A 21,255-nucleotide genomic window follows, 5' to 3' on the forward strand; every position below is an offset into this window, starting at 1 on the left:
CTGTTCTCGCGAGTTACAAGCCTCGCAGCGCTGGATGAACTGCGCGGCTTCAGGCCCAGACAAAAGCGACATGGCCTACCTGTAGGAGCGGCGCGAGCCGCGATCGCGTCATAGCGTCCACCTCGCAACCAGCCTTATGCCGGCAATGCGAGGCAAAGCGGAAGACCGCCACGCCCGCACACCCTCCTCCCCCCTCAAAACTCCCAACCGACCAGCAACGTCACCTTCCCATCGGCCAACGTCGCATCGTCCAACGCCTCCGATAATTTCGACCCATAGCTGGACGTATCGGTGTACTGCAGCTCCGCCTTGACCGGCCCGAACTCGCGCGTCACACCCAACAAATAGTCGTTGTAACTGTCGCCCGCCGCGTCCTGCAGATCGTAGTGACCGACCTGCGCCTTCAACCCGAAACCGCTGTCGCCCAACGGCCACTCGCCGCCCGCGTTCCAGTAATACCCCTTGCCGCCCAGACCGAAGATGTCCGGCGAATACGCCAGGCCGACGTGGTAGTGCTCGGCGAAACTCAAGGTGCCTTCGAGTTCGGTGTAGTCGTAGTCGAAACCCTTGCGCGCGCCCGGGTACGCGGCGCGGGTCAGGACCAGATCGAGTTCCAGCCCGGGGCGCAGTTCACCGGCCCAGCCGAGGTAGCCGTCGAGTTCGTAATCGATGCCGTCGTCCTCTTCGCCCGCGCCGGTGAAGTCGATGCTCGACGCCCACAGGCCGACATAGAAGCCGCTGCTGTGCTCAAGGTTGATCTCGGCCTGCACGGCGGGATCTTCCTGGGTCTGAGATACGCCGCGCCAGACGTAGTCGCTCATCGCGGTGACGCTGCCGCGGACCGACCACGGGGCGTCGGAACTCACCGGGTCGGCGGCTGGATCGGTCTGGGCCAGTGCCGGTAGCGGCAGCAGGAGCGAAGCGAGCGCGACGGCCCGCGCCACGATCGCGAGCGGGGAATGGGTGTGTGGGCGGATCGGCATCACAGTTCTCCCCGAACGGTGGTGGTGGGCTTGGACAGGTGCTGAGGCAGACGATAACGCAGCAGCCCAGGTGCATGGGCGGCGTGCTGCCGAGGTTTGAGCGGAGGTCGCGTTCGCGACGGCGCAGGCCCTCACCCCAACCCCTCTCCCGCTCGCGGGAGAGGGGCTTCAAACCAGGACTGCAGTGGCAAGCATTGCTCCATACCCGCATTGACACCGTGCCCCCTCGCTCCGAACATCCCCGCAACGCCTCGTTGCTCCGGAGTTCGCCGTGATCCTGCGCCTCGCCCCGCTCGCCTGCGCCCTGCTGCTGACCGCCTGCGGCGGCGGCAAGCCGTCCGATGCCCCGACGGCGGCCACGCCGGCCGGCGCGGAGGAGAAGGTGCTCAACGTCTACAACTGGTCCGACTACGTCGCCGACGACACGGTCAAGAATTTCGAGACCGCCAACGGCATCAAGGTCAACTACGACGTCTACGACGCCAACGAAACCCTGGAAAGCAAGCTCAGCGCCGGCGCCTCGGGCTACGACGTGGTGTTCCCATCGGCGCGGCCGTTCGCGCAGCGCCAGGTCAAGGCCGGGATGTACGCCGCGCTCGACAAGAGCAAGCTCAAGAACTGGAATCACCTGGACCCGCAGCTGTTGCAGAACCTCGCCGCGATCGATCCGGGCAACGCCCACCTGGTGCCGTACATGTGGGGTACCACCGGGCTGGGCATCAACATCGACAAGATCAAGGCCGCGCTCGGCGCCGACGCGCCGCTGGATTCGTGGTCGCTGCTGTTCGATCCGGCCAACGCCGCGAAATTGCAGAAGTGCGGCATCACCGTGCTCGACGACGATCAGGAAACCTTCGGCGCGGCGCTGATCTGGCTCGGCCGCGATCCCAATGCCGGCGCCTCCGACGAGATCGACGCGGTACGCAAGGTCTACAGCGCGATCCGCCCGTACGTGCGCACCTTCAACAACGCCGAGTACAAGGACGCTTTCGCCAACGGCGACGCCTGCCTGGTGATGGGCTACTCGGGCGATATCGCCCAAGCCAGCACCGACGCCTTCGATGCGGCCAAGAAAGCCGGGCAGCCGGCGCCGAACCTGCGCTTCGTGATCCCGAAGGAAGGCGCGATCCGCTGGGTCGACGTGATCGCGATCCCGAAGGACAGCAAGCACGTCGGCAACGCCCATGCCTTCATCGATTATCTGCTCGATCCCAAAGTCGCCGCCGCGATCAGCAACCACGTCGCCTACGCCAGCGCCAACAAGGACGCGACCGCGCTGGTCGATCCGGCGATCGCCCAGGACGTCGGCGTGTATCCGCCGGAAAACGTGCGCGCCAAGTTGATCGATCCCAAGAGCCTGCCCGAAGACGTGCAACGCCAGCGCGTGCGCGCCTGGACCAGCATCAAGAGCGGGCACTGAGCGCGTGAGCGCCTCCACGCCCCGCTCCGCCGCGACACCAGCCGCGGTCGAACCCTGGCGCGACCCGGCCGCGCAGCCGTTCGTGCGCATCGAGGGCGTGACCAAGACCTTCGGCAAGGTCTACGCCTGCGACGATATTTCCCTGGACGTGTACCGCGGCGAGTTCTTCGCCCTGCTCGGCGGCTCGGGTTCGGGCAAGAGCACGCTGTTGCGGGTGCTGGCCGGGTTCGAATCGCCCGATCGCGGACGCGTGCTGATCGACGGTGTCGACGTGACCGATCTGCCGCCGTATCAGCGGCCGGTCAATATGATGTTCCAAAGCTATGCGCTGTTCCCGCACATGAGCGTGGCGCAGAACATCGCGTTCGGGCTCAAGCATTCCAGCGGCGCGGACCGGCTCGGCGCGGGCGAGATCCGCGATCGCGTGCAGGCGATGCTGGAACTGGTGCGGATGCCGCAGCTCGGCAATCGCCGGCCCGATCAGCTGTCGGGCGGTCAGCGTCAGCGCGTGGCCTTGGCGCGCGCATTGGCCAAGCAACCGAAGTTATTGCTGCTGGACGAGCCACTCGGCGCGCTGGATAAAAAGCTGCGCGAGCACACCCAGTTCGAACTGGTCAGCATCCAGGAACGAGTCGGCACCACCTTCATCATGGTCACCCACGACCAGGAAGAAGCGATGACCATGTCCTCGCGCATCGCGGTCATGGACGCCGGCCGCATCGTCCAGGTGTCGACCCCGGCGGTGCTGTACGAATACCCGTCGACGCGGTTCGTCGCCGAGTTCATCGGCGGCATCAATCTGCTCGACGGCCGCGTGCTGGGTCACGAGGAAAGCAATCTGCGCATTCAATGCGACGAAGTCGGCGGCGAACTGCTCGCGCGCCATCCCGATCCGTTGCCGGAAGGTACCGCGGTCGGGATCGCGGTGCGGCCGGAAAAGATCGACGTCCACGAGACCCGACCCGAGGGCATGGACAACGTGGTGGTCGGCAAGGTCCGCGATATCGCTTATCTCGGCGATGTGTCGATCTACCACGTGCAGACCGAAGCCGGCGCGATCGTGCGGGTGCAGGAAACCCATGTCGCGCGCAGTTCCGAGCCGCATTACGACTGGGACGATACCTTGTGGCTGTCGTGGGATGCGGCCAGTGCGGTGGTGTTGACGTCGTGAGCGGCCGCGAGCAAAAGCGCGACTCGGGGGCCTGGGGGTTCTGGGCGGATGTCGTTTACAACCTGTTCGGGTGGTTCCGCGCGGTAGGCGACGAGTTCCGCACCCGGCGCGGACGCTTCGTGGTCACCGCGATCCCGATGCTGTGGCTGGCGCTGTTCTTCTGCGTGCCGTTCCTGATCGTGCTGAAGATCAGCTTCGCCCAGGCGGTATTCGGGCAAGTGCCGCCGTATACGCCGTTGCTGGAAACCGGCGCCGACGGCGCGACCTCGCTGCGCCTGCACGCGAGCAACTACGCCGCCTTGCTGGCCGATCCGTTGTACATCGCCGCGTATCTGAAATCGCTGCTGTTCGCCTCGGTCTCGACCCTGTGCTGTCTGCTGCTGGGCTATCCGATCGCCTACGGCATCGCGCGCGCGCCGCGCAGCTTGCGTCTGTTGCTGCTGGTACTGGTGATCCTGCCGTTCTGGACCAGTTCGCTGCTGCGCACCTACGCGCTGATCGGCCTGCTGCGCGCCAACGGCGTGATCAGCCAGGCGCTGGCCGCGGTCGGCATCATCGAGCCGGGCCAGGCGGTGCTGCATACCGACCTCGCGGTGTATATCGGCATCGCCTACAACTATCTGCCCTTCATGATCCTGCCGCTAGCGGCGACCCTGATCCGCCTGGATTTCACCTTGCTCGAAGCCGCCGCCGACCTCGGCGCGAAACCGTGGCAGGCGTTCGTGCGGGTGACCTTGCCGCTCTCGTTTCCGGGCATTCTCGCCGGCACCTTGCTGGTGTTCATCCCGGCGGTCGGCGAGTTCGTGATCCCCGACGTGCTCGGCGGTCCCGATGCGCTGACCATCGGCCGGGTGCTGTGGACCGAGTTCTTCACCAACCGCGACTGGCCGCTGACCGCGGCGATCGCGGTGGCGATGCTGCTGTTGATCGTGCTGCCGACCTTGTTGTTCGAATACGTCGAGAACCGCCGCGTCGCGCGCGAGGCGCAGTCATGAAGCGGCGGCCGTTCGCGCTGTACACGCTGATGGCGCTGGGTTATGCGTTTCTGTATCTGCCGATCGTGTCGGTGATCGTGTATTCGTTCAGCGGTTCGGACCGCGCCACCACCTGGGGCGGGTTCTCGCTGCAGTGGTACGGCGCGCTGCTGCGCAACGAGCAGATTCTGGAAGCGGCGCAGCGCAGCCTCACGATCGCGGCGATCTCGGCCACCGCCGCGGTCGCGCTCGGCACCGCGAGCGGGTTGGCCTTGTCGCGCTTCGGCCGGTTTCCCGGGCGCGGGCTGCTGAGCCTGATGAATTCGGCGCCGATGGTGATGCCGGACGTGATGCTCGGCCTGTCCTCGCTGCTGCTGTTCGTCGGTCTGCAACAGATCTTCGGCTGGCCCGAGCGCGGCATGACCACGATCACCCTCGCCCACATCACCCTGACCGCCTGCTACGTCACCGTGGTGGTGCGTTCGCGCATGACCTCGATGGACGCCAGCCTGGAAGAGGCGGCGATGGACCTGGGCGCGAAACCGTGGCGGGTGTTCTTCGTGATCACCCTGCCGTTGATCGCGCCGGCCTTGCTGGCGGGTTGGCTGCTCGCCTTCACCTTGTCGCTGGACGACCTGGTAATCGCCAGCTTCACCTCCGGCCCAGGCTCGACCACCCTGCCGATGCTGGTGTATTCGAAGGTCAAGATCGGGGTGACCCCGGAGATCAACGCGCTGACCACGATCATCGTGGTGCTGGTGGCGATCGGCGTGAGCCTGGCCGGGGTGCTGATGCATCGGCGCGAGCGGAGCTTGGCGCGGCTGCGCGATTGAGTCGGTAGCGTTGGGCTCGCCCGTGTAGGAGCGGCGTGAGCCGCAACTGCGACCGCGCGACTGCGACGACACCTCAGTCGTGGCCGAAATCCCGCGATCGCGGCTTACGCCGCTCCTACAGGGAGACTGCGTGATTTCGGGCTCGCCTTGTAGGAGCGGCGTAAGCCGCGACCAACCGAAGAGGCCGAATACCACTCGACCCGCTGAAGCCGTAACGCCCGGCAAGCTGTCGCTGCAGTGCTCAGGGCCAGCTGGCTTCGGACGTGTCGCTTACGTGCGTAACTTCGGTTGGTCGCGGCTTGCGCCGCTCCTACAGGGAGATTGCGTGGTTTCGCCGCGACATGCGCCGTACCCCGAAACCCGCAAATAAATCCTTGCGCCGGCGCGAGGTTCACGCGCATGCAACAGCGCCGACACGTGAAGCTGTTCTCCTATCGGTGGGGAAAGGAACGCCCGCGACACTTTCAGCATTGCAGGCCGCCGCCGTCCGGCACGACGCGCGCCTTGGCCGTCCATCTGCATTCGATCTGCGGCCGCCGCATTCGCGTCCGGCCGTGCACGGCGTCTCCCCGACCCGCGGATGTCGCACATCCGTGCCGGATTCATCCCACCTTTCACGCTTTCATGGAGAGACACAAATGGATTACCTCAACCGCGCGATCGGCGCGAAACTGCTGTTGACCGCCGCGATGCTGGCCGTAAGCGTGTTCGCCGCGCCGCAGGCCCGCGCCGAAGCCAGCTGCAACACGGTCAGCTTCTTCCCGGGTGTCGTGCAGGTGTACGGCAGCGTCAACGCCAATGCCGGCGTGTCGGAATCGAAGTTCTGCACCACCACGTTCACCTGCCCCAAGAGCTCGCGCAAGGTCGAAGTGTTCGGCGCCGGCCTGGCGTCCTCGCCCGATTCGGTGGTCGCGGTCGACAACAGCGCGCTGCTGAGCACCGGCGACGAGATCTCGGCCAACTGCCAGACCGCGACCGTGAGCAGCGGCCGCAAGGGCACCGTCAGCACCTGCAACGCCAGCGCGCAGAGCACGCCGACCCAGGGCAGCAGCGATACCTCGCAGTGCTCGCTGTTCATCGACACCCCGGCCGGCACCCGCGCGGGCGCCAACGCGACCTGCTTCTGCGGTACCTGATGCGCTGATCGCACCAACGCTACAACGAAGCAAGCGGCAAACGTCCGGCCAAAGAAAAAGCTCCCCGATGCGACCGGGGAGCTTTTTTTATTGCGTGACCGCCCATGCGCGGCGGCGGATCCTTCCGCCGCCGCGCCCGCGATCAGTTGATGCAGCTGTTGATCGAGGAGACGACCGAGCTGCGGAACAGCGCGTTGCCGTCGACGTAGGCATAGCCGGTCGGCAGGGCCGGACGGTTGGTGGTGTCGTAGAACAGCTTGAACAGGTTCTTGATCGGGGTGATCTTCGCCGCGCCGTTACCGGCGTAGTAACCGGCGACGTAGGTGATCGCGACGATCGGGTAGGCGCTGGAGATCGGCGCGGTCGGGCTGACCAGACGCAGGCAGTTCTTGGCGGCGGCCGGAGCCGAACCCGGAACCGCGGCGGTGGTGGCGCCGTTGAGCACCTGGCCCGACAGCAGGTTGGCCGGGGTGATGCTGATCGACGCCGGCAGCGCGGCCGGGTCGAAGCCGTTGACGCTGGCGTACATCACGCCCTGCGACAGCACTTCGGCGACGTCGGCGTAGCCGAGCGTGTCGGTGGTGGTCTTGACCTTCGACACCACGCCGCTGTTGCCGCTCTGCGGCGAGACGGCGGCATACGCCGGCAGGCTGCCGGCCTGGGTGACGGCGGCGGCGAAGCTCTGGTCGGGCTTGAAGTAACCGGCGGCGACGCCGAACTTGCCGTTGCACTGGGCGGCCAGGTAGCTGGTGAACGCGAACGAGGTGCCGCTGCCTTCGCTACGGTAGACGATCGTGATCGGGTGCGGCGAGCCGCTCAGGGTCAGGCCCAGACGCGAGTCGGCCCAATCGGTGATCTGCGCCGAATAGATCTGGCAGACCTGCTGGGTGGTCAGCGCGACCGAGGTCAGACCGGTGGCGGCGTTGTCCTTGAACGGCAGGGCGATGGCGCCGGCGATGGTCGGGATCTGCACGATCGCGGTGCGGGTCGACGACACGTTGGTGTTGAAGGTGTTGTAGTCGGCGGTGCTGATCGGCGAGTCGGTGCCGATGAAGTCCGGCGCGGTGCCGAGCGCGCTGAAGCCGGTGGCCGCGGCGCTGGAGGCGTCGCCGCAGTTGCCGCTGGCGACCAGGGTGTCGTTGTTCAACACCTTCTTGCCGGTGCCGCTGCCGGTCTGGCAGTAGGAAACCGCGTCGCTGGCGAACAGGGTGTGGTACTTGGCGAACACCGGAACGTTGCTGCCGGTCGAATTGCCCAGACCGGCGACGCTGAAGCCGACGACCGGCGCGGTGATCGCGGCGTCACGCGACAGGCGCGCCTTCGGGGTCAGCGAGTTGTACAGGTCACCGACATAAGCCGGCGCCGGGAAGGTGGCGCCACCGGCGTACAGGTCGGCCGCGGTCGCCGAACCGGCGGCCATGAGAACGCTGACAGCCAGCAGGCTGATATGAAGCTTGTTGCGATGCACGAGACTTCTCCTTGTTGGGTTTACGGGCACTTGCCCGCGAATCAATCCAATCGATGCGGTGCGTCCATCACGAACTTCTTGACGCCGGCACACGATGCGCGCCGCGTATGCCATGGCGACGACCGCGCGAGTCGGAATTTGTGACATCGCCAAAAGGCATGCGCGACGCGGAGTTAGCCGTGCGAATTCGTTTTCGATTCGCAAGTGCTAAGCATTTGTGTCGATGCGGATGGCGTCGGTTACTCAGATGACACGCGCGATGCGCAATGCATCACAGTGCGATCACGCGTATCGCTGGGTTGGATGCGACTGTCATGTCTCGATGCGTTGAGATGACGGCGTGCGCGATTTAATTCGATGTCATCGACGGTGGGTTGCGCTGCGTGCGTCTTGATGTATGCGTGCGATTTGTTGCGTGATGATTCGGATGTGCAACGTTGTGCGTACGTGGTTGATCGCCGCCAGTAAAGATTTCATTGGCGCCATTCCAATGCCGATATCACGATGCCTCCTGTAGGAGCGGCGTAAGCCGCGACCGCGGGATCGCGCCTACTCCGCAAATTACGTCGTAGTTGCGTTGTCGCGGTCGCGGCTTACGCCGCTCCTACAGGTAGGCATCGAAACTTTCGTTCTTTAACGGGACGAGGCATGTTGTGATTGCGCATCACGTTTTCAATGAGCATTGCGTCGCCGTTGTATCGACGATTGAAAAGCCTCGCGAAGACCTTTCGTGCAATCCCCCTGTAGGAGCGGCGTGAGCCGCGACCGCGGGATCGCACCTACGTCGAACGTTTCGCCGTAGTTGCGCTGTCGCGGTCGCGGCTTACGCCGCTCCTACAGGTAGGCGTCGCGGCTTTGACCTCGCTCAAAAAAAGGGCGGCCTACTGGCCGCCCTACCCGATCACTCTACCGCTTCACCGCAAGCAATCCGCTTGCGGCCGATCAGCCCACATCGCTACGGCGAATTCACGCAACGCGGATCGTCCACCCCGCAGGTGCCGAAGCCGATCACCTGCACCGAGATCAATGCAGGAATATCGCGGGTGGCCAACGCCGGCCGCTGCCCGGCCATGTCCTGGGCGACCGCGTTGACGCCGGAACTCGCCGAGGACGCGGCCGACAAGGCGCCGGTGTCGACGCCGCGCGCGACCGGGATGCCGATCGAATCGCCGTCGACCTGGATGTTGTCGGCGTTGGCCACGGTCTGCGCGGCGACGATCAGATTGCCACTGATGCGGATGCCGGCGTCGCCCGCGTCGATGGTGCCGCGCGGCGCGACCAGCACCGCGTCGCCGGCCTTCGCGCCGGGCACAGTCTGCAAGGTCGCGATGCCGGCGCCGCTGACCAGGCCCTTGGCGTCGATCCGGCAGTTGTGGTCGATATCGCACACGTAACGCACCGGCGGTTTGTCCGACGAGGTCTTGGCGCCCTTGCCGGCGTTGATGTCGCCGTTGGAGCCCCAGATCAGCAGATCGCCGCCTCGCTGGGTGAAGATGCGGCTCTGCGCGAGCAACACGCTGCGATCGGCGAACAAACCTATGTCGCCGATGTCCAGGGTCAGGATGCCCTGCTGGTTCGGACCGATCACCACCGCGCCCTGATTGTTCACCACCATCGGCGGCGCGGCCACGCTGCCGACCTGGATATCGCCGCCCGGGCCGAGGATGCGGATATCGCCGCCCTGCTGGGTCTGCAAGGTCGAACCGCGCATGTCGAGCTGGCCGGTCGACACGGGTTTCTCGGCGCCGTTCTGCCCGCCTTCGAGCTGATTGGCGGTGTAGCCCAGCGCGGCCGGGAACAAGGTGTTGATCGCGCGATAACCGGCGGCGTACTTGCCGAACTCGGGGCTGGCCGGGTCCTTGTTGTCGCGGCCGGCGCGCTTGAGCACGTCGAGGAAGACCTTGTCGACCAGCCGCTGCTGCACCGCTTCGGGTTGCTGCGCGAACGCCTGCCAGGCCTGTTCGGCGCTGAGCGCGGGCGCGTCGCCGCCGGCAGTACCGTTGCGGGTCAGTTCGTCTTGACGCAGTTGCTGCACGTAGGCGATCAGCAACGCCGAATACGAAGCCGCATCCGTACTCGAAGGATCGAGATAACGCTGCGCGAACGCCCGCGTGTTGACGCCCGGCGCGACACCGAAGCGCACCACCAGGTCCGCGCCCTGGAACGGCAGGCCGGCGTTGTCGCGGTTGCCGATGCTGCGGATGCCGCCGCCCTCGGGCTTGAGCTGGTTGTTGGCGTAGGCCTCGTTGGCCGAGGTCAACGGGCCGAGATCGCGCCCGGTCTGCACTTCGAACGTACCCGGCCCGCCGACCTGCAACCACGATTGCGAGGTCTTGAACGCGCCATTGCCGCGCGCCAGCGGCCGGTAGTACAGATCGCGACCAGCGAGGATGCGGGTGGCATCCGACGCACGATAATTCTGCCCGCGGAAATCCAGATCGACGATGTCGCGGCCAGCGCGCACCGTGGCCGGCTTGGGCAGATCGATGCGCAAGGTGTTGAGGCTGGAGCGTTCGCTCTGGATGCCGCCGAGAATGTCGCCGAGCGCGTAGATCCGCACCAGCTCGGCATCGTCGCGATGCAGGTTGGCGCGCTGGTTGCGATCGGGTTCGAAGCGATCGATCAAGGCGTAGTCGAACGCGGTTTCGCCCGGCAGGCTGGCCAGTTGCCGGAACGGCGACGGCATCCAGTCCGGATCGATATCGAGCATGCGCAAGGTATCGACCAGCGGGAACTGATCCGACAACAGATGCAGATCGCCGCCGGCCAACAGGCTGAGCTGGCTGCGCGCCGACGGGAACAGCTGGCCGCCGTTGTGCAGGCTCAGGTCGCCCGCGGCCGCGCTCAGCGACAGCCGTGACGGCAGCACCTGGGCGAAGATCGGATTGTCATGGATCTCGTACGGCGCATGCGCGCGCGAGGTGCTGCGGTTGCCGTAAGCGAACAGCACATCGCCGAGGCTGAGCGTATCGAACGACAGATCGCCGGCCACCGAAGTCACGCTGAGCTGGGTGTCGCGGCCGTAGGACTGCGAGTCGGCGACGTTCTCGGGCAGACGCGCGTACGACGGATTGAGCACCCGGCCGATTTCCACGTCCTGCGCGCCGGTGACTCGCCAGTTGGCGTCCTGCATCGCCAGGATCGGCGCGACCGCGCTGCGCATGCGGCTGGCGACGGCGGAGATGTTGTCGATGAACACCAGCGCGTCCAGATCGAAGGCCGAACCGATGCGGCCGCCGGCGTTGATTTCGCCCTCGCCCTTGGCGACGAAGAAATCGCCGCCGAGCAGATCGCGGCCGGCGTCGACGCGGATATCGCCGCCGCCGAACAGACGCAGTGCGTTGCCGTCCTTGATCCAGGTGGTCGGCGCCGAAGCCGACACTTCGCGGATATCACGGCCGGCGCTGATCTCGATATCGCCGCCGACACTGAGCAGGCCCTGGGCGAAGCCGCCGAAGTTGATCGAGGTCGACAGCAGCGTGCGCTGATCGTCGGCGAGCACGTTGCCGGTCTGCATCCACGGCCACCAGTACTGGCCGAGGTAACTGCCGGCGTTGCCGCTGCGGCTGCCGGCCGCGTCGTCGTAGATCTGCCGATTGCCGACGATGTCGCGGCCCGCGCGCAGGCCGATGTCGCCGGCCGCTTCGGGATTGACCGGGCCGGTGACGATCACATCGAGCGCGGTGTTGGACGCGGACTGGTTGGAGTCCACGGTCGGGCGCGAACGATCGGCCGTGGTGCCCTCGCCCGGACGGCCGGCGGTGTAGACGCTGGCCGGCGCGTCGCGATCGGCGAAACGAATATCGCGCGATGCGGCCAGATCGATCGCGCCGGTGCCGGTGCGCAGCATGTTCGGCATCAGCAGTTCGCGCTTGCCGTTCTGCAGCAAGGTGGTGTGGCCGTCGAACTTCAGGTCGGCATTCTGATCGCCACGCACCGCGCCCGGCGCGACGCTGGAGAAATCCGCGCCGGCGATGAAGCGGTAACTGCTGCTGTCGCCGCCGGCGAGGATCTTGTCGGCGAACGGCATCGGCTTGAGCGCGGACGCCTGCAGGCTCGGGGTGCGGTCGGCCGCGGCCGGCACCGGTCCGAGCACCGGCAGCACCGGGCGTTCGTTGACGGTCGGGATGATGCCCGGGTCGAACACCTGCTGGGTCAGACGCAACAGGTAATCGCGATAACCGCTGACGTAATCGCCGTAACCCGACGGCGAAGTCGGCGGCGCCGGCCCGAGAATCGGCGGATCGGGATCGACCGGGCCGCTGAGCAGGAACTGTTCGATCGCCTTGAGGAAGCTGGTGCCCGGGCCGAACACATCGTCGAGTTCCGGCGCCGGATCGGTCAACATCTTCAGCAGTTCGTCGTATTGGCCGTAGTACTGGCCGATCTCTTCGGAATCGCCGTCGTACTGCACCGGTTCGGGCAAGTATTCGTAGGCGATCGGATCGATCACGCTGAGCGCATCGGTGTAGCGCTGATGCGAGACCGGATACGAGCCGACCGCGCCGCCGCCGCTGGCGTTGTAGTTGTAGAAGCCATCGGAGATGGTCGCGGCGACTTCGACCTCGCCGTCCGCGCGCAGAGTCAGCACCGGCGCGGCGCCGTTGTAGCGGAAGTCGAGGTTGCCCAGTTCGCCAGAGTTGAGGTTCCAGTTGGTCAACACCCGGATCGCGCCGCCGTTGATGCCCGGATCGGGATTGCGCAGTTCCACGCCGGGACGCGCGCGGAAGTTGGCGACACCGGCGAAACGATTGCCGAAGGCGAAGCCCGGATTGCGCACGAAGCCCATCAAGGTGCCGGGCTGATGTTGCTCGGCGTCGCCGTCGACGTAACCGTAGAAGGTCTGGTGGGCGCGATTGGCCTGATCGGGCGCGAAGAAGTGGCGATTGAGGTACTGCTGTAATTGTTCGGGCGTGCTCGGCGGCGCCAGGACCACGCCGTTGACGTCGGTCCAGGTGCCCGGCAACAGTTGGCCTTGTGCGTCGTACCAGCCGGCCGGATCGACGATGCCGTCGAAGTGCTTGCCGGCGGTGCTGTCGTCGTGGGCGTCGGTGGTGCTCCAGACCGCATACGCTTCGAGCCCGACTTCACGCGCGCCGACGATGCCCTGCCCGTCCTCGATCACGACATTTACGTCGCCGCCCTGCAACAGCGGCGCGCGCAGATCGACACGACCGCCCGACAGACCGCCGGCGCTGCCGCCGCGCACGTCGATCAAGGCCTCGCGGCCGATGCGGATGATGCCGGCGTCTTCACCGCGCACGTTCTGATAACCGTAATCGGCGTTGAGCGTGCCGTCGGTGACGCCGCCGGTGCCGATCTTGACCTCGCCGCCGCGCTTGTTGGCGGCGCTGCCGTTGGCCAGCAGGCGGCCGTCGATATCGACGCCGTGGCGGCCCCACAGCTCGATCTTGCCGCCGGACGTGCCCGAGGCGTCGAGCGTGCCGGCAATGGATACATGACCGTTATCGGGATCGCGCGTTGTCGCTCCGGCGCCGCCGTCGGCGGTCAGGCTGATCTCGCGCGCCTTCAGCGTATGCCCGGCCGACAGTTGCAGATCGCCGCTGCGGGTGCGCACCGCGACGCGCTGGTTGATGCCGCCGTCGTTCAAGCGCTGCGACAGGCCGTCCAGATCGAGCGCGGCGCCGACATCGATATCGATCCGGCCGCCGCGCCCCTTCGATGCCGAACCCTTGAGCGCGCCGAGCAGTTCGGCCTCGCGTTCGGGCGCGACGATGCGCAGTTCGCCGGCATCGCCGCCGCCGGCGTCGGCCGATACGTCGAGGCTGGCGTTGCTCGCCAATCGGATCGCGCCATGATCGGCCTGCAATTCGATGCGGCCGCCCGGCGAGTACACGGTTTGATCGAAGATCGTCTTCGGCACCGCCGAGGTATCGATCGCCGCGCCGTCGTCGAGGCGCAGATCGCCGTTGCGCGCATGCAGGCCGACCCGGCCGGAATTGGCGCGGATCAGGGCATTGCCGCTGATGCTGGCGCCGTCGAGCTGGATCGCGCCGCCCTGCGGACGCGCGCTGCCGGCGCCGCCGGCGCCGCCGGCGCTGCGCGCGAGCGCGATCGCGCCGGTCGTGCGCAGGGTGTTGTCGGCGCCGGCGTCGGCCTGGATCAGCGGTGAGCGCATGCTCAGCGAAGCCGCGCCAAAATCGAAGTCGCCGCGTTGCTGGACCGCGATCGAGCGGTTCGCGTCGACATTGACCGCGCCGAAGCCGAACAGACGCTTTTCGCCGCCGCCGAACACCACGTCGCCGCCGCGCAATTCCAGCACGCCGTTGCCGGACGCATCAGCGTTGGCGGTGCTCGCCGCGCCCAGATCGTTGCTCAGGCTCAGCCGGTCCGCGCGCAAGCTGACCGTGCCGCCATCGCCGACGAAACGGCCGGCGCTGAGGCTGAGCTGGCGATCGGTATCGACCGCGATGTTGCCGAAGAATGCCATGTCGCCGTAGCTGCGCAGGCTCACTCGCTCGGCCGCGGCGAACTGCGTGAGCGTGTTGCGGCCGATCACGAAGCCTTCATAGTCGCCGTCGTCCTGAGTGAAGGCGATGCGGCCGCTGTTGGCCTGGATGTCGCGGCCGCCGAGCGAAGAGCTGGCGTCCACCACGGCCTGGCCGGTGCTGTCGAGGGTCAACGACGCGCCGCCGTCGAGCCGCGCGCTCTCGCCGACCCGCAGCAACCCGCGCGATTGTTCGAACGCCGGCACGTTGCGGCGCTGCACGTCGACCGCGCCGGCGTTGGACACGCGCAGCAGCGCGCCGTCGCCGCTGACCGCGGCGGTGTTGCTTGCAGTGTCGGCGACCGCTCCGATCAATAGAGGACGATCGCTCGCGCCGGCCAACTGGCCGCGCGCCTGGATCACGCTGCCGTCTTCGATCCGCAGGCCCTGCGCGCCGTCGCTGGCGCGCGCGACCAACACGATCTCGGCGCCTTGCAGCGGCGCGGACGCATCGTTGGACACGATCAAGTCGCGGGTGCGCACATCGATGCGAGTGCCCTCGGCGGTCTGGCTGCGCACGCCGCCGATCAACAGGCTGCCGGCGCCGAGGGTACTGAGTTGTTTCGCATCGAGCTGTACATAGCCGTCGCGCGCGGCCTGCGCATCGCCGCGGATCTGGATCGCATCGGCGACGATATCGACCTGCGCGGACGCGCCACCGGCCGCCGCGGCCACATCCAGGCGCGCGCCGAGTTCCAATGCGCTCTGCGCGCTGAGTACGAGCTGGCCGCCGTCGCGCGGCAGGTTCGGCGCGATAAGCCCGGCCTTGGCCGCGCGCGCGGCGAAGAAGGTGTTCGCGCTGCTGAGCTGGTACTGCGAATAGCGGCCCCAGACCTCGCGCGACTGCACTTCGAAGCGATTGCTGCGCGCATCGCGCGCGCCGCTGAGCGAATCGACGTAGTAACCGGCGACCACCTGGGTGCCGTCGGGCGCGGTCAGGTTGCGGCTGCTCAGACTGTCCTGGCCGCCGCTGCGCTGAACCACCCGGAACGCGCCGGGCAAGGTCGCGTAACGGCCCGGCAGCAAGGTGTAGACGCCGTCGGCGAGACCCTGCACGCCGCTGAGGTACACCGATTTGCCGACTTCGCTGCCGACTTGACCCTGGCTCAGCAGCGGATCGCTCGCCGCCAGCGGCGACTGCACGCCGGGCACCACCGCGTACACGCCGCGCTGGTCGGGATACAGATGCGCCGCGCTGCCGCTGCCGCCGTCGGCATAACTGGTGCCGACCGCCGACAACACATCGCGGCTGCCGCCGGTGCCGGCGATCCATTCGAACGCCTGCAGATCGCCGCCGCCGGACAGATCCACGCGCGCGCCGTCGTCCAGGGCCAGGTCGGCGCCGTCGATGCGCACCTGCCGCGCCGACGGCGCGTTGAGGTTGACTTCGATATCGCTGACGTTCCATTGCAGGCCGTCGACGGTCTTGCCGTAGGGCAGCACGCGGCCGTCGAGCGACACCGAGGTCAGGCTGCCGGCGCTGAGTTTCACGCTCTGGGTCGGGGTGAGCGCGAGACCGCCGAACAAGGCGAGCGTGTCCGGATCGGTGGCCGCGCCCGCGCCGAGCACGATGCGTCCGCCCGGTGCGCGCACCACGCCGGCCTGTTCGATATGGCTGGCGTCGAACAACAACCGACCGCCGGCCGACAACGGCAGCGCCGATGCATTGCCGTTGCCTTCGATGCGGATCGTGGTTTCGTCGCGCGGCGCGTTGGCGCCGGCGCCGTTACGTGCGCCGAGCGCGCGCACGATGAAGGTCTCACCGCTGGCCGGGTACACCTGCGCGGCGGACAAGGTCAGATCGCCCGAGGTCAGCAGTTCGCCCGGTACTTGGCGGGTTTCGCCGGCCACCGCGACGCTCTGGTATTCGGTCGGCGTATGCAGGCGCAGATCGCCGCGGCTGGCGAAGCGCGCGTCGCCGAAATTCTGCAAGGTCACCCGGCCGCCGATATCGATGAAACCGGCCTCGACCGACAAACGCGCATCGCCCGGACGGCCCGGTTCGGCCAAGGTACGACCGCGTTCGCTGCCCGGCAACAAGCCCTGCAGCGACACGTATGCCGCCGACAGCTTCGCTTCGCCGCTGGCGCCACCGGCGACGAACGCGCGTGCGTTCATCATCAAGGCACGCGACAGCGACAAATTGACCGCGCCGTCGAACACAACCGGGGTCACCAACGGGCCTTGCGGCAATCCGTCCTCGCCGACGCCGACCAGCAAGGTGTCGATGCCGGAACCGTCGAGACGATCGGCGCCGAAATACATCTTGCCCGACGGCGTCGCCGCATCCGGCTCGATCGCTTCACCGGGCTTGGCCGACGCGTTCAAGCGGCTGCCGTCCTGATGGAACACGATCGCGCTGGTCGCCAGCGGCGCGCGGCCGCCGCTGTTGTCGAGCGGTCGCGTGCTCTGCGCCGCCAGCAACTGCACGCTGCCGCCGCGCGCCCGCGCATCGCCGCCGGCGGCATGGATATCGCCATCGAAATACAGACCGGCCGCCGACGACAGCACCAGTTCGCCGCCGTCGCTCCACACCGTGCGCGGCGCCAGCGGCGCATCACCCAGACCGTTGCCGTCGGCCGGTAGATCGAACACCGCGCGCGCGCCGGACAGATCCAGTTGCGCGCCCTGCTCGACCACCACGTAGCCGCTGTCGCTGCTCAGGCTGATGCGGCCGCCGTCGAGCAGCTTGCCGTCGCGCGGCACAGCGCCGCCTTGCGGCAGCGGGGTCTTGAACGGATCGAGCAAGGCCACGCCGGAAACGTCCAGCACCGCGTTCTGACCGACCCACACCGACTTGGAGCCGCGCCAGTAATCGATCGGCGCCGGGCTGTGCGACGGCGACAGACCCTGCACCGAGGTATCGCCCGACAGCGCGATGCTGCCGCCGTGCGCGGTCACGCCGCCGAGCACGGTGAGCTGGCCGCGCGAGCCCAGCCGCGCGTCGCCGCCTGCGTCGAGCTGCAACTGCGCGCCTTCGTCGAGCAACAAGGTGTCGCGCAACTGCGACAACTGCGGATGATTGGGTAAAGTGCGGCCGGTCGCCGCGCCGGCTTCGAGGGCGAAGTCGGCGGCGGGACGATGGTAGGTGTCGATCAGGCCGAAGGCGCCGTTGTCGCCGCGGCCGTCGAGGTTCAAACCCGCGTAGAGGTCCGCGCCGGTCGGCAACAGACGCAGCGCTTCGCGGTCAGGCACGAAGTTGCGTTGCGAGACTCGCACCGTGGTGTCCGCGGCGATGGTCGCGTCGTGCTGGGCGATCAGGTCGTAGCTGCCGAAATCGCCTTGTTCGAAGAAACCCGCGTCGAGGTGCAGGGTGCGCGCATCACCGTTCGCAGCGCCACCGATCTGGATATCGCGCGCCTGCAGGCTCAAGCGCCCGCCACCGGCCAGACCTCCCGCATGCACTGTCGCATCCTGGAAGCGCAACTGTCCCGCTTCGCCGTCGGCCGCATAGAACGACGCCGGCAAATTGCCGTTGAGCGAATTCTCGTCGCCCGCGGCCGGTTGGTAGGCCAGCAGCGCGATGTCGCCGCCACGACCGAGCGGCACGCCGTCCTTCTGCGCCAGGCTGCCGTTAGGCAGAATGCGGCCGCCGCCGGACACGTCGAGCACCGCGCCGCGTTCAAGCACGATCGCGCCGCTGGCGTCGCGCAATTCGCCGCCGCTGTTCTGCAAACGCGAGGTCGTGCTCAGGCGGATGCTGCCGCCGTCGATATTGGCGCCGCCGCTGCGTTGTTCGGCGATGCGATCGCCGTCGTTGACCCATTGTCCGCGCGTCGACAGGCGCGCGCCCGACCCCACGGTGATGCCGCGCCGTTCGCCGGCCTTTAGATCGTTGTCGAACTCGGCGGCGGCCGACAGCACGATATCGCCCGATTCGGCCTGCAGGCTGCCGTCCACGTTGATGCGCGAACCGCTCAAAGCGATGCGTCCACCGGCCTGCACCTGCAACTGCGCGTCGGCGGCGACTTCGATATGGGCGCGCGGATCGTTGAGCTCGACCGTGCCGAAGCCGGCCGCATTGAGCAGTTGTGTCGAAAGGTTGGTCACGCGCGAACCATCGGCGGCGAACTGCTGCGGCAACGCCGTGTTCATGCCGAACCCGGCCGGCGCGTCCTCGCTGCGCGCCGATTGCAGGCGCCAGTCGGTGAACGGGCCGTTGTCGACCGACAGCTTGAACACGCCGCCACGCGCGAGTTCGCCGCGCTCGATCTGATGGCGGCCAGATTCGGCGTCGGCATGGATGTCGCCGGCGAGCAGCAGCCCGCTTTCGACCCCGTTGTCCCCCCCGCTCGCATCCTGCTTCAAGCGGATGCTCAAGGTGCCGGCATCGCCGCCTTCGAGATAATCCGATTCGTAGCGGCGTTCGCGCCCGCCCAGCGGCGAGCCGAATACTTCCTGCACGTCCCAGCGCTGATGGTCGAGGGTGTAGTCATCGGCGAAACCGAGATAGTTCTGGCTCGGATCGGCATCGGCGAGGCTGTAGCGGCGGCCGTCGGCGCCGAGTAGGCGGCGCGATTCGACCATGCCGCCGAGGTAGTGCACGTAGCCGGCGCCGAGTTCCATGGTCGAGCCCGAGCGCGCGATGAACTCACGACCGATGACGTTGATCGAGCCGCCATCGACGAGCATCTGATCGATCTTGCGCGGCACCTGATCGGCGTAACCGGCGGCGTTGAGCAAGGGGCTGCCGACCCAGGCGCGGCCGTCGTCGGTGACGCCGTGCTCGCGGATATCGAGCTGCACTTTCTGCCGAAACAGGCCGCCGCCGCGCAGCAGCGGCGAATCGGCGAGTTCGTTTTCGCCGATGCGTTCGATGGTGACGTAGTTGTCCGACATCGGCCGCTGCACATCGGTCAGGCCGGCGACGTTGAGGGTCGCGCCGTGTTCGAGCAGGATCCGCGCCGGCGGCGGCTTGACCCCGGCCTGGCGCAGCGCGTCCGTGCCGACCAGATCGAGCTTGGCGCCGGGCATCAGCACCAGCGAATTTTCCTGGAAGCGGATCTGCGCACCGGCCAGGGTCGCGCTCGGCGGCTGGAACGCCTTGTCGGCGCTCGGCGCGGAGGTGGTGGTTTCGCCGTCGCGCTCGGGCAGGATCACGGTCGCCGAATCGCGGCCGAAACTCAGCGAACCGCCGATGCGGTCGGCCAGTTCTGCGGCGGTGTTGGCGTCGCTGGCGCGGGTGTGGTTGGCCGCGATGATCGAAATCTTGCCGGGACGGCTGACCCCGGTGGTGGTGCCGACATAACCATCTTGTCGAATGTCGTGACCCGTGAGAGTCACCTCGCCGCGCTTGCTGGCGATGATGCCGGTGTTGTCGAAGCGGCCGTAGCCCAGCGCCGCCGGATCGGTGCCGGCGACCGTGCCGATATCGCCGTAACGCAGGCGCAGGTCGTTGCCGCCGCTGGGCTGACCGGCGCGCGCGCCGATCACCGCGGCCATTTGCACTTGCCCGTCTTCGCCCTGCACGCTGCCGGCGTTGCTGATGTTCGGCGCGGCGATTAATGCGTATCCGCCGGCCGTGGTCTTGATCTGCGCGCCGGCTTCGATCTTGATATCGCCCGGCTGGCTCGGCAACGCGCCGCTGCCGCTGTAGTCGACCCGTTCGGAGGTCAGCACGAACGCATCCTGGGTATCTTGCCGGGCGCGCTGGATGCCTTCGTTGATGAAGATGCGATTGCTCTTGGCGACGTCGTTGTCGAACAAGTTCAACGACGACGCCACCAACGAGCGCGTATTGACCTGGCTGCCGCCGCCGAACACCACGCCGTTGCGGTTGAGCAGGTACACGCTGCCCTCGGCCTTGATCCGGCCGAGGATCTGGCTGGGCCGGCCGCTCGGATCGTCGATGCGGTTGAGCGCGATCCAGTCGTTGCCGCCGCTCTGGTTGCCGCCGCGCTGGTCGAAATAGACCGTGGTCTGCTTGCCGACGTTGAAGCTTTCCCAGCTCAGGATGGCTTTCTTCTGGGTCTGTTCGATGGTGACCGTGGTGTCGGCGCCTTCTACGCGCTGGGTCGGAGCCTTGGCGCCGAGCCACAACTTGGACTCGCCCAGGCGCGGATCGTTGGCGAGGATCGCGCCGGGTTCGATGCGCACGCCCGCGGCGATCTTCAAGCCGCCTTCGCCGAGGCCGTTGGGTACGTTGTTGCCGATCTGCGAAGCCGCCGCCGCGGCGCGCGCGGCGACCTGGGCCGCATCGAGCGCGCTGCGCACCTGCGCGGCGCGGCCAAACGCGGCCAGAGATTTCTGCGCCGCCTGCTGCGCGCGCACCGATTGCAGCCCCTGCTGCTGCGCCGCGCGCGCCGCCTGCGCGGACGGATCCAGCCCGCGCCGCGCGAACGGATTGGGATCGGCCTGCGCCGTGCCGCCGATCAACGCCATCGAGATCGCCGCGCTCAGCGCGAGTATGCGCAGCGGACTGGTACGGAAACCACGAACGGGCTTGCGGGTCATGACGGCTTCCTTTGCGTACGGCGTGACGGCGCGGCGGGAGGTTCGCGGCGGTGGGGATTGAATGACTGGACTTTCGAGTGGCTAGGCGAAGACAGTTGCGGGTGCAGTCGCAGTCGCAATCGCGGTTTCGACTGCACATGCGGTCGTGATTCAGATAACGACGCGAGCAGCTTTTGCCCCCTTTGCAAAAGGGGGCGGCGACCGCGCAGCGGACGCGGGGGATTCGCTTTTGCTTTTGCTTTTGATTCTGTTGTTGCGGTTGCCGTACGCATTAGCTCAAAGCAAAAGCGAATCCCCCCCAGCCCCCCT

General features: G+C 67.2%; 8 protein-coding genes. 5 read left to right on the plus strand and 3 right to left on the minus strand.

Annotation, left to right across the window (positions count from 1 at the left end; genetic code table 11):
• Positions 1-194: 194 nt before the first annotated feature.
• Complete coding sequence (locus ASD86_RS19815; RefSeq protein ID WP_056114657.1) at positions 195-983, minus strand: TorF family putative porin; 789 nt, start codon at positions 981-983, stop codon at positions 195-197.
• Between the two features lie 271 nt (positions 984-1,254).
• Here ASD86_RS19815 and ASD86_RS19820 point away from each other — a divergent pair, with 271 nt between their 5' ends.
• From ASD86_RS19820 to ASD86_RS19840, 5 genes are all read left to right on the plus strand, one after another.
• Positions 1,255-2,403 (plus strand): polyamine ABC transporter substrate-binding protein, encoded by a 1,149-nt coding sequence (locus ASD86_RS19820; RefSeq protein WP_200957274.1) that lies wholly within the window; start codon positions 1,255-1,257, stop codon positions 2,401-2,403.
• A 4-nt stretch (positions 2,404-2,407) separates the two neighbouring features.
• Complete coding sequence (locus tag ASD86_RS19825) at positions 2,408-3,574, plus strand: ABC transporter ATP-binding protein (RefSeq protein ID WP_056114661.1); 1,167 nt, start codon at positions 2,408-2,410, stop codon at positions 3,572-3,574.
• A gap of 137 nt (positions 3,575-3,711) precedes the next feature.
• Positions 3,712-4,569, plus strand: coding sequence for an ABC transporter permease subunit (locus ASD86_RS19830; RefSeq protein ID WP_056115209.1), 858 nt, complete (start codon positions 3,712-3,714; stop codon positions 4,567-4,569).
• Positions 4,566-5,381 (plus strand): ABC transporter permease subunit, encoded by an 816-nt coding sequence (locus tag ASD86_RS19835; RefSeq protein ID WP_036115281.1) that lies wholly within the window; start codon positions 4,566-4,568, stop codon positions 5,379-5,381. Before ASD86_RS19830 ends, ASD86_RS19835 begins: the two co-directional genes overlap by 4 nt.
• Before the next feature lie 638 nt (positions 5,382-6,019).
• Positions 6,020-6,517, plus strand: a complete 498-nt coding sequence (locus ASD86_RS19840) for a hypothetical protein (RefSeq protein ID WP_056114664.1) — start codon at positions 6,020-6,022, stop codon at positions 6,515-6,517.
• Between the two features lie 142 nt (positions 6,518-6,659).
• Here ASD86_RS19840 and ASD86_RS19845 read toward each other — a convergent pair whose 3' ends face one another.
• Positions 6,660-7,985: a substrate-binding domain-containing protein gene (locus ASD86_RS19845; protein WP_056114667.1), complete on the minus strand. Its 1,326-nt coding sequence runs from the start codon at positions 7,983-7,985 to the stop codon at positions 6,660-6,662.
• Positions 7,986-8,940: 955 nt separating this feature from the next.
• On the minus strand, positions 8,941-20,946 hold the full coding sequence (locus tag ASD86_RS19850) for a filamentous hemagglutinin family protein (protein ID WP_056114670.1): 12,006 nt from the start codon (positions 20,944-20,946) through the stop codon (positions 8,941-8,943).
• Between the last annotated feature and the right edge of the window lie 309 nt (positions 20,947-21,255).

The sequence above is a fragment of the Lysobacter sp. Root690 genome (assembly GCF_001427785.1).
GTDB lineage: Bacteria > Pseudomonadota > Gammaproteobacteria > Xanthomonadales > Xanthomonadaceae > Lysobacter.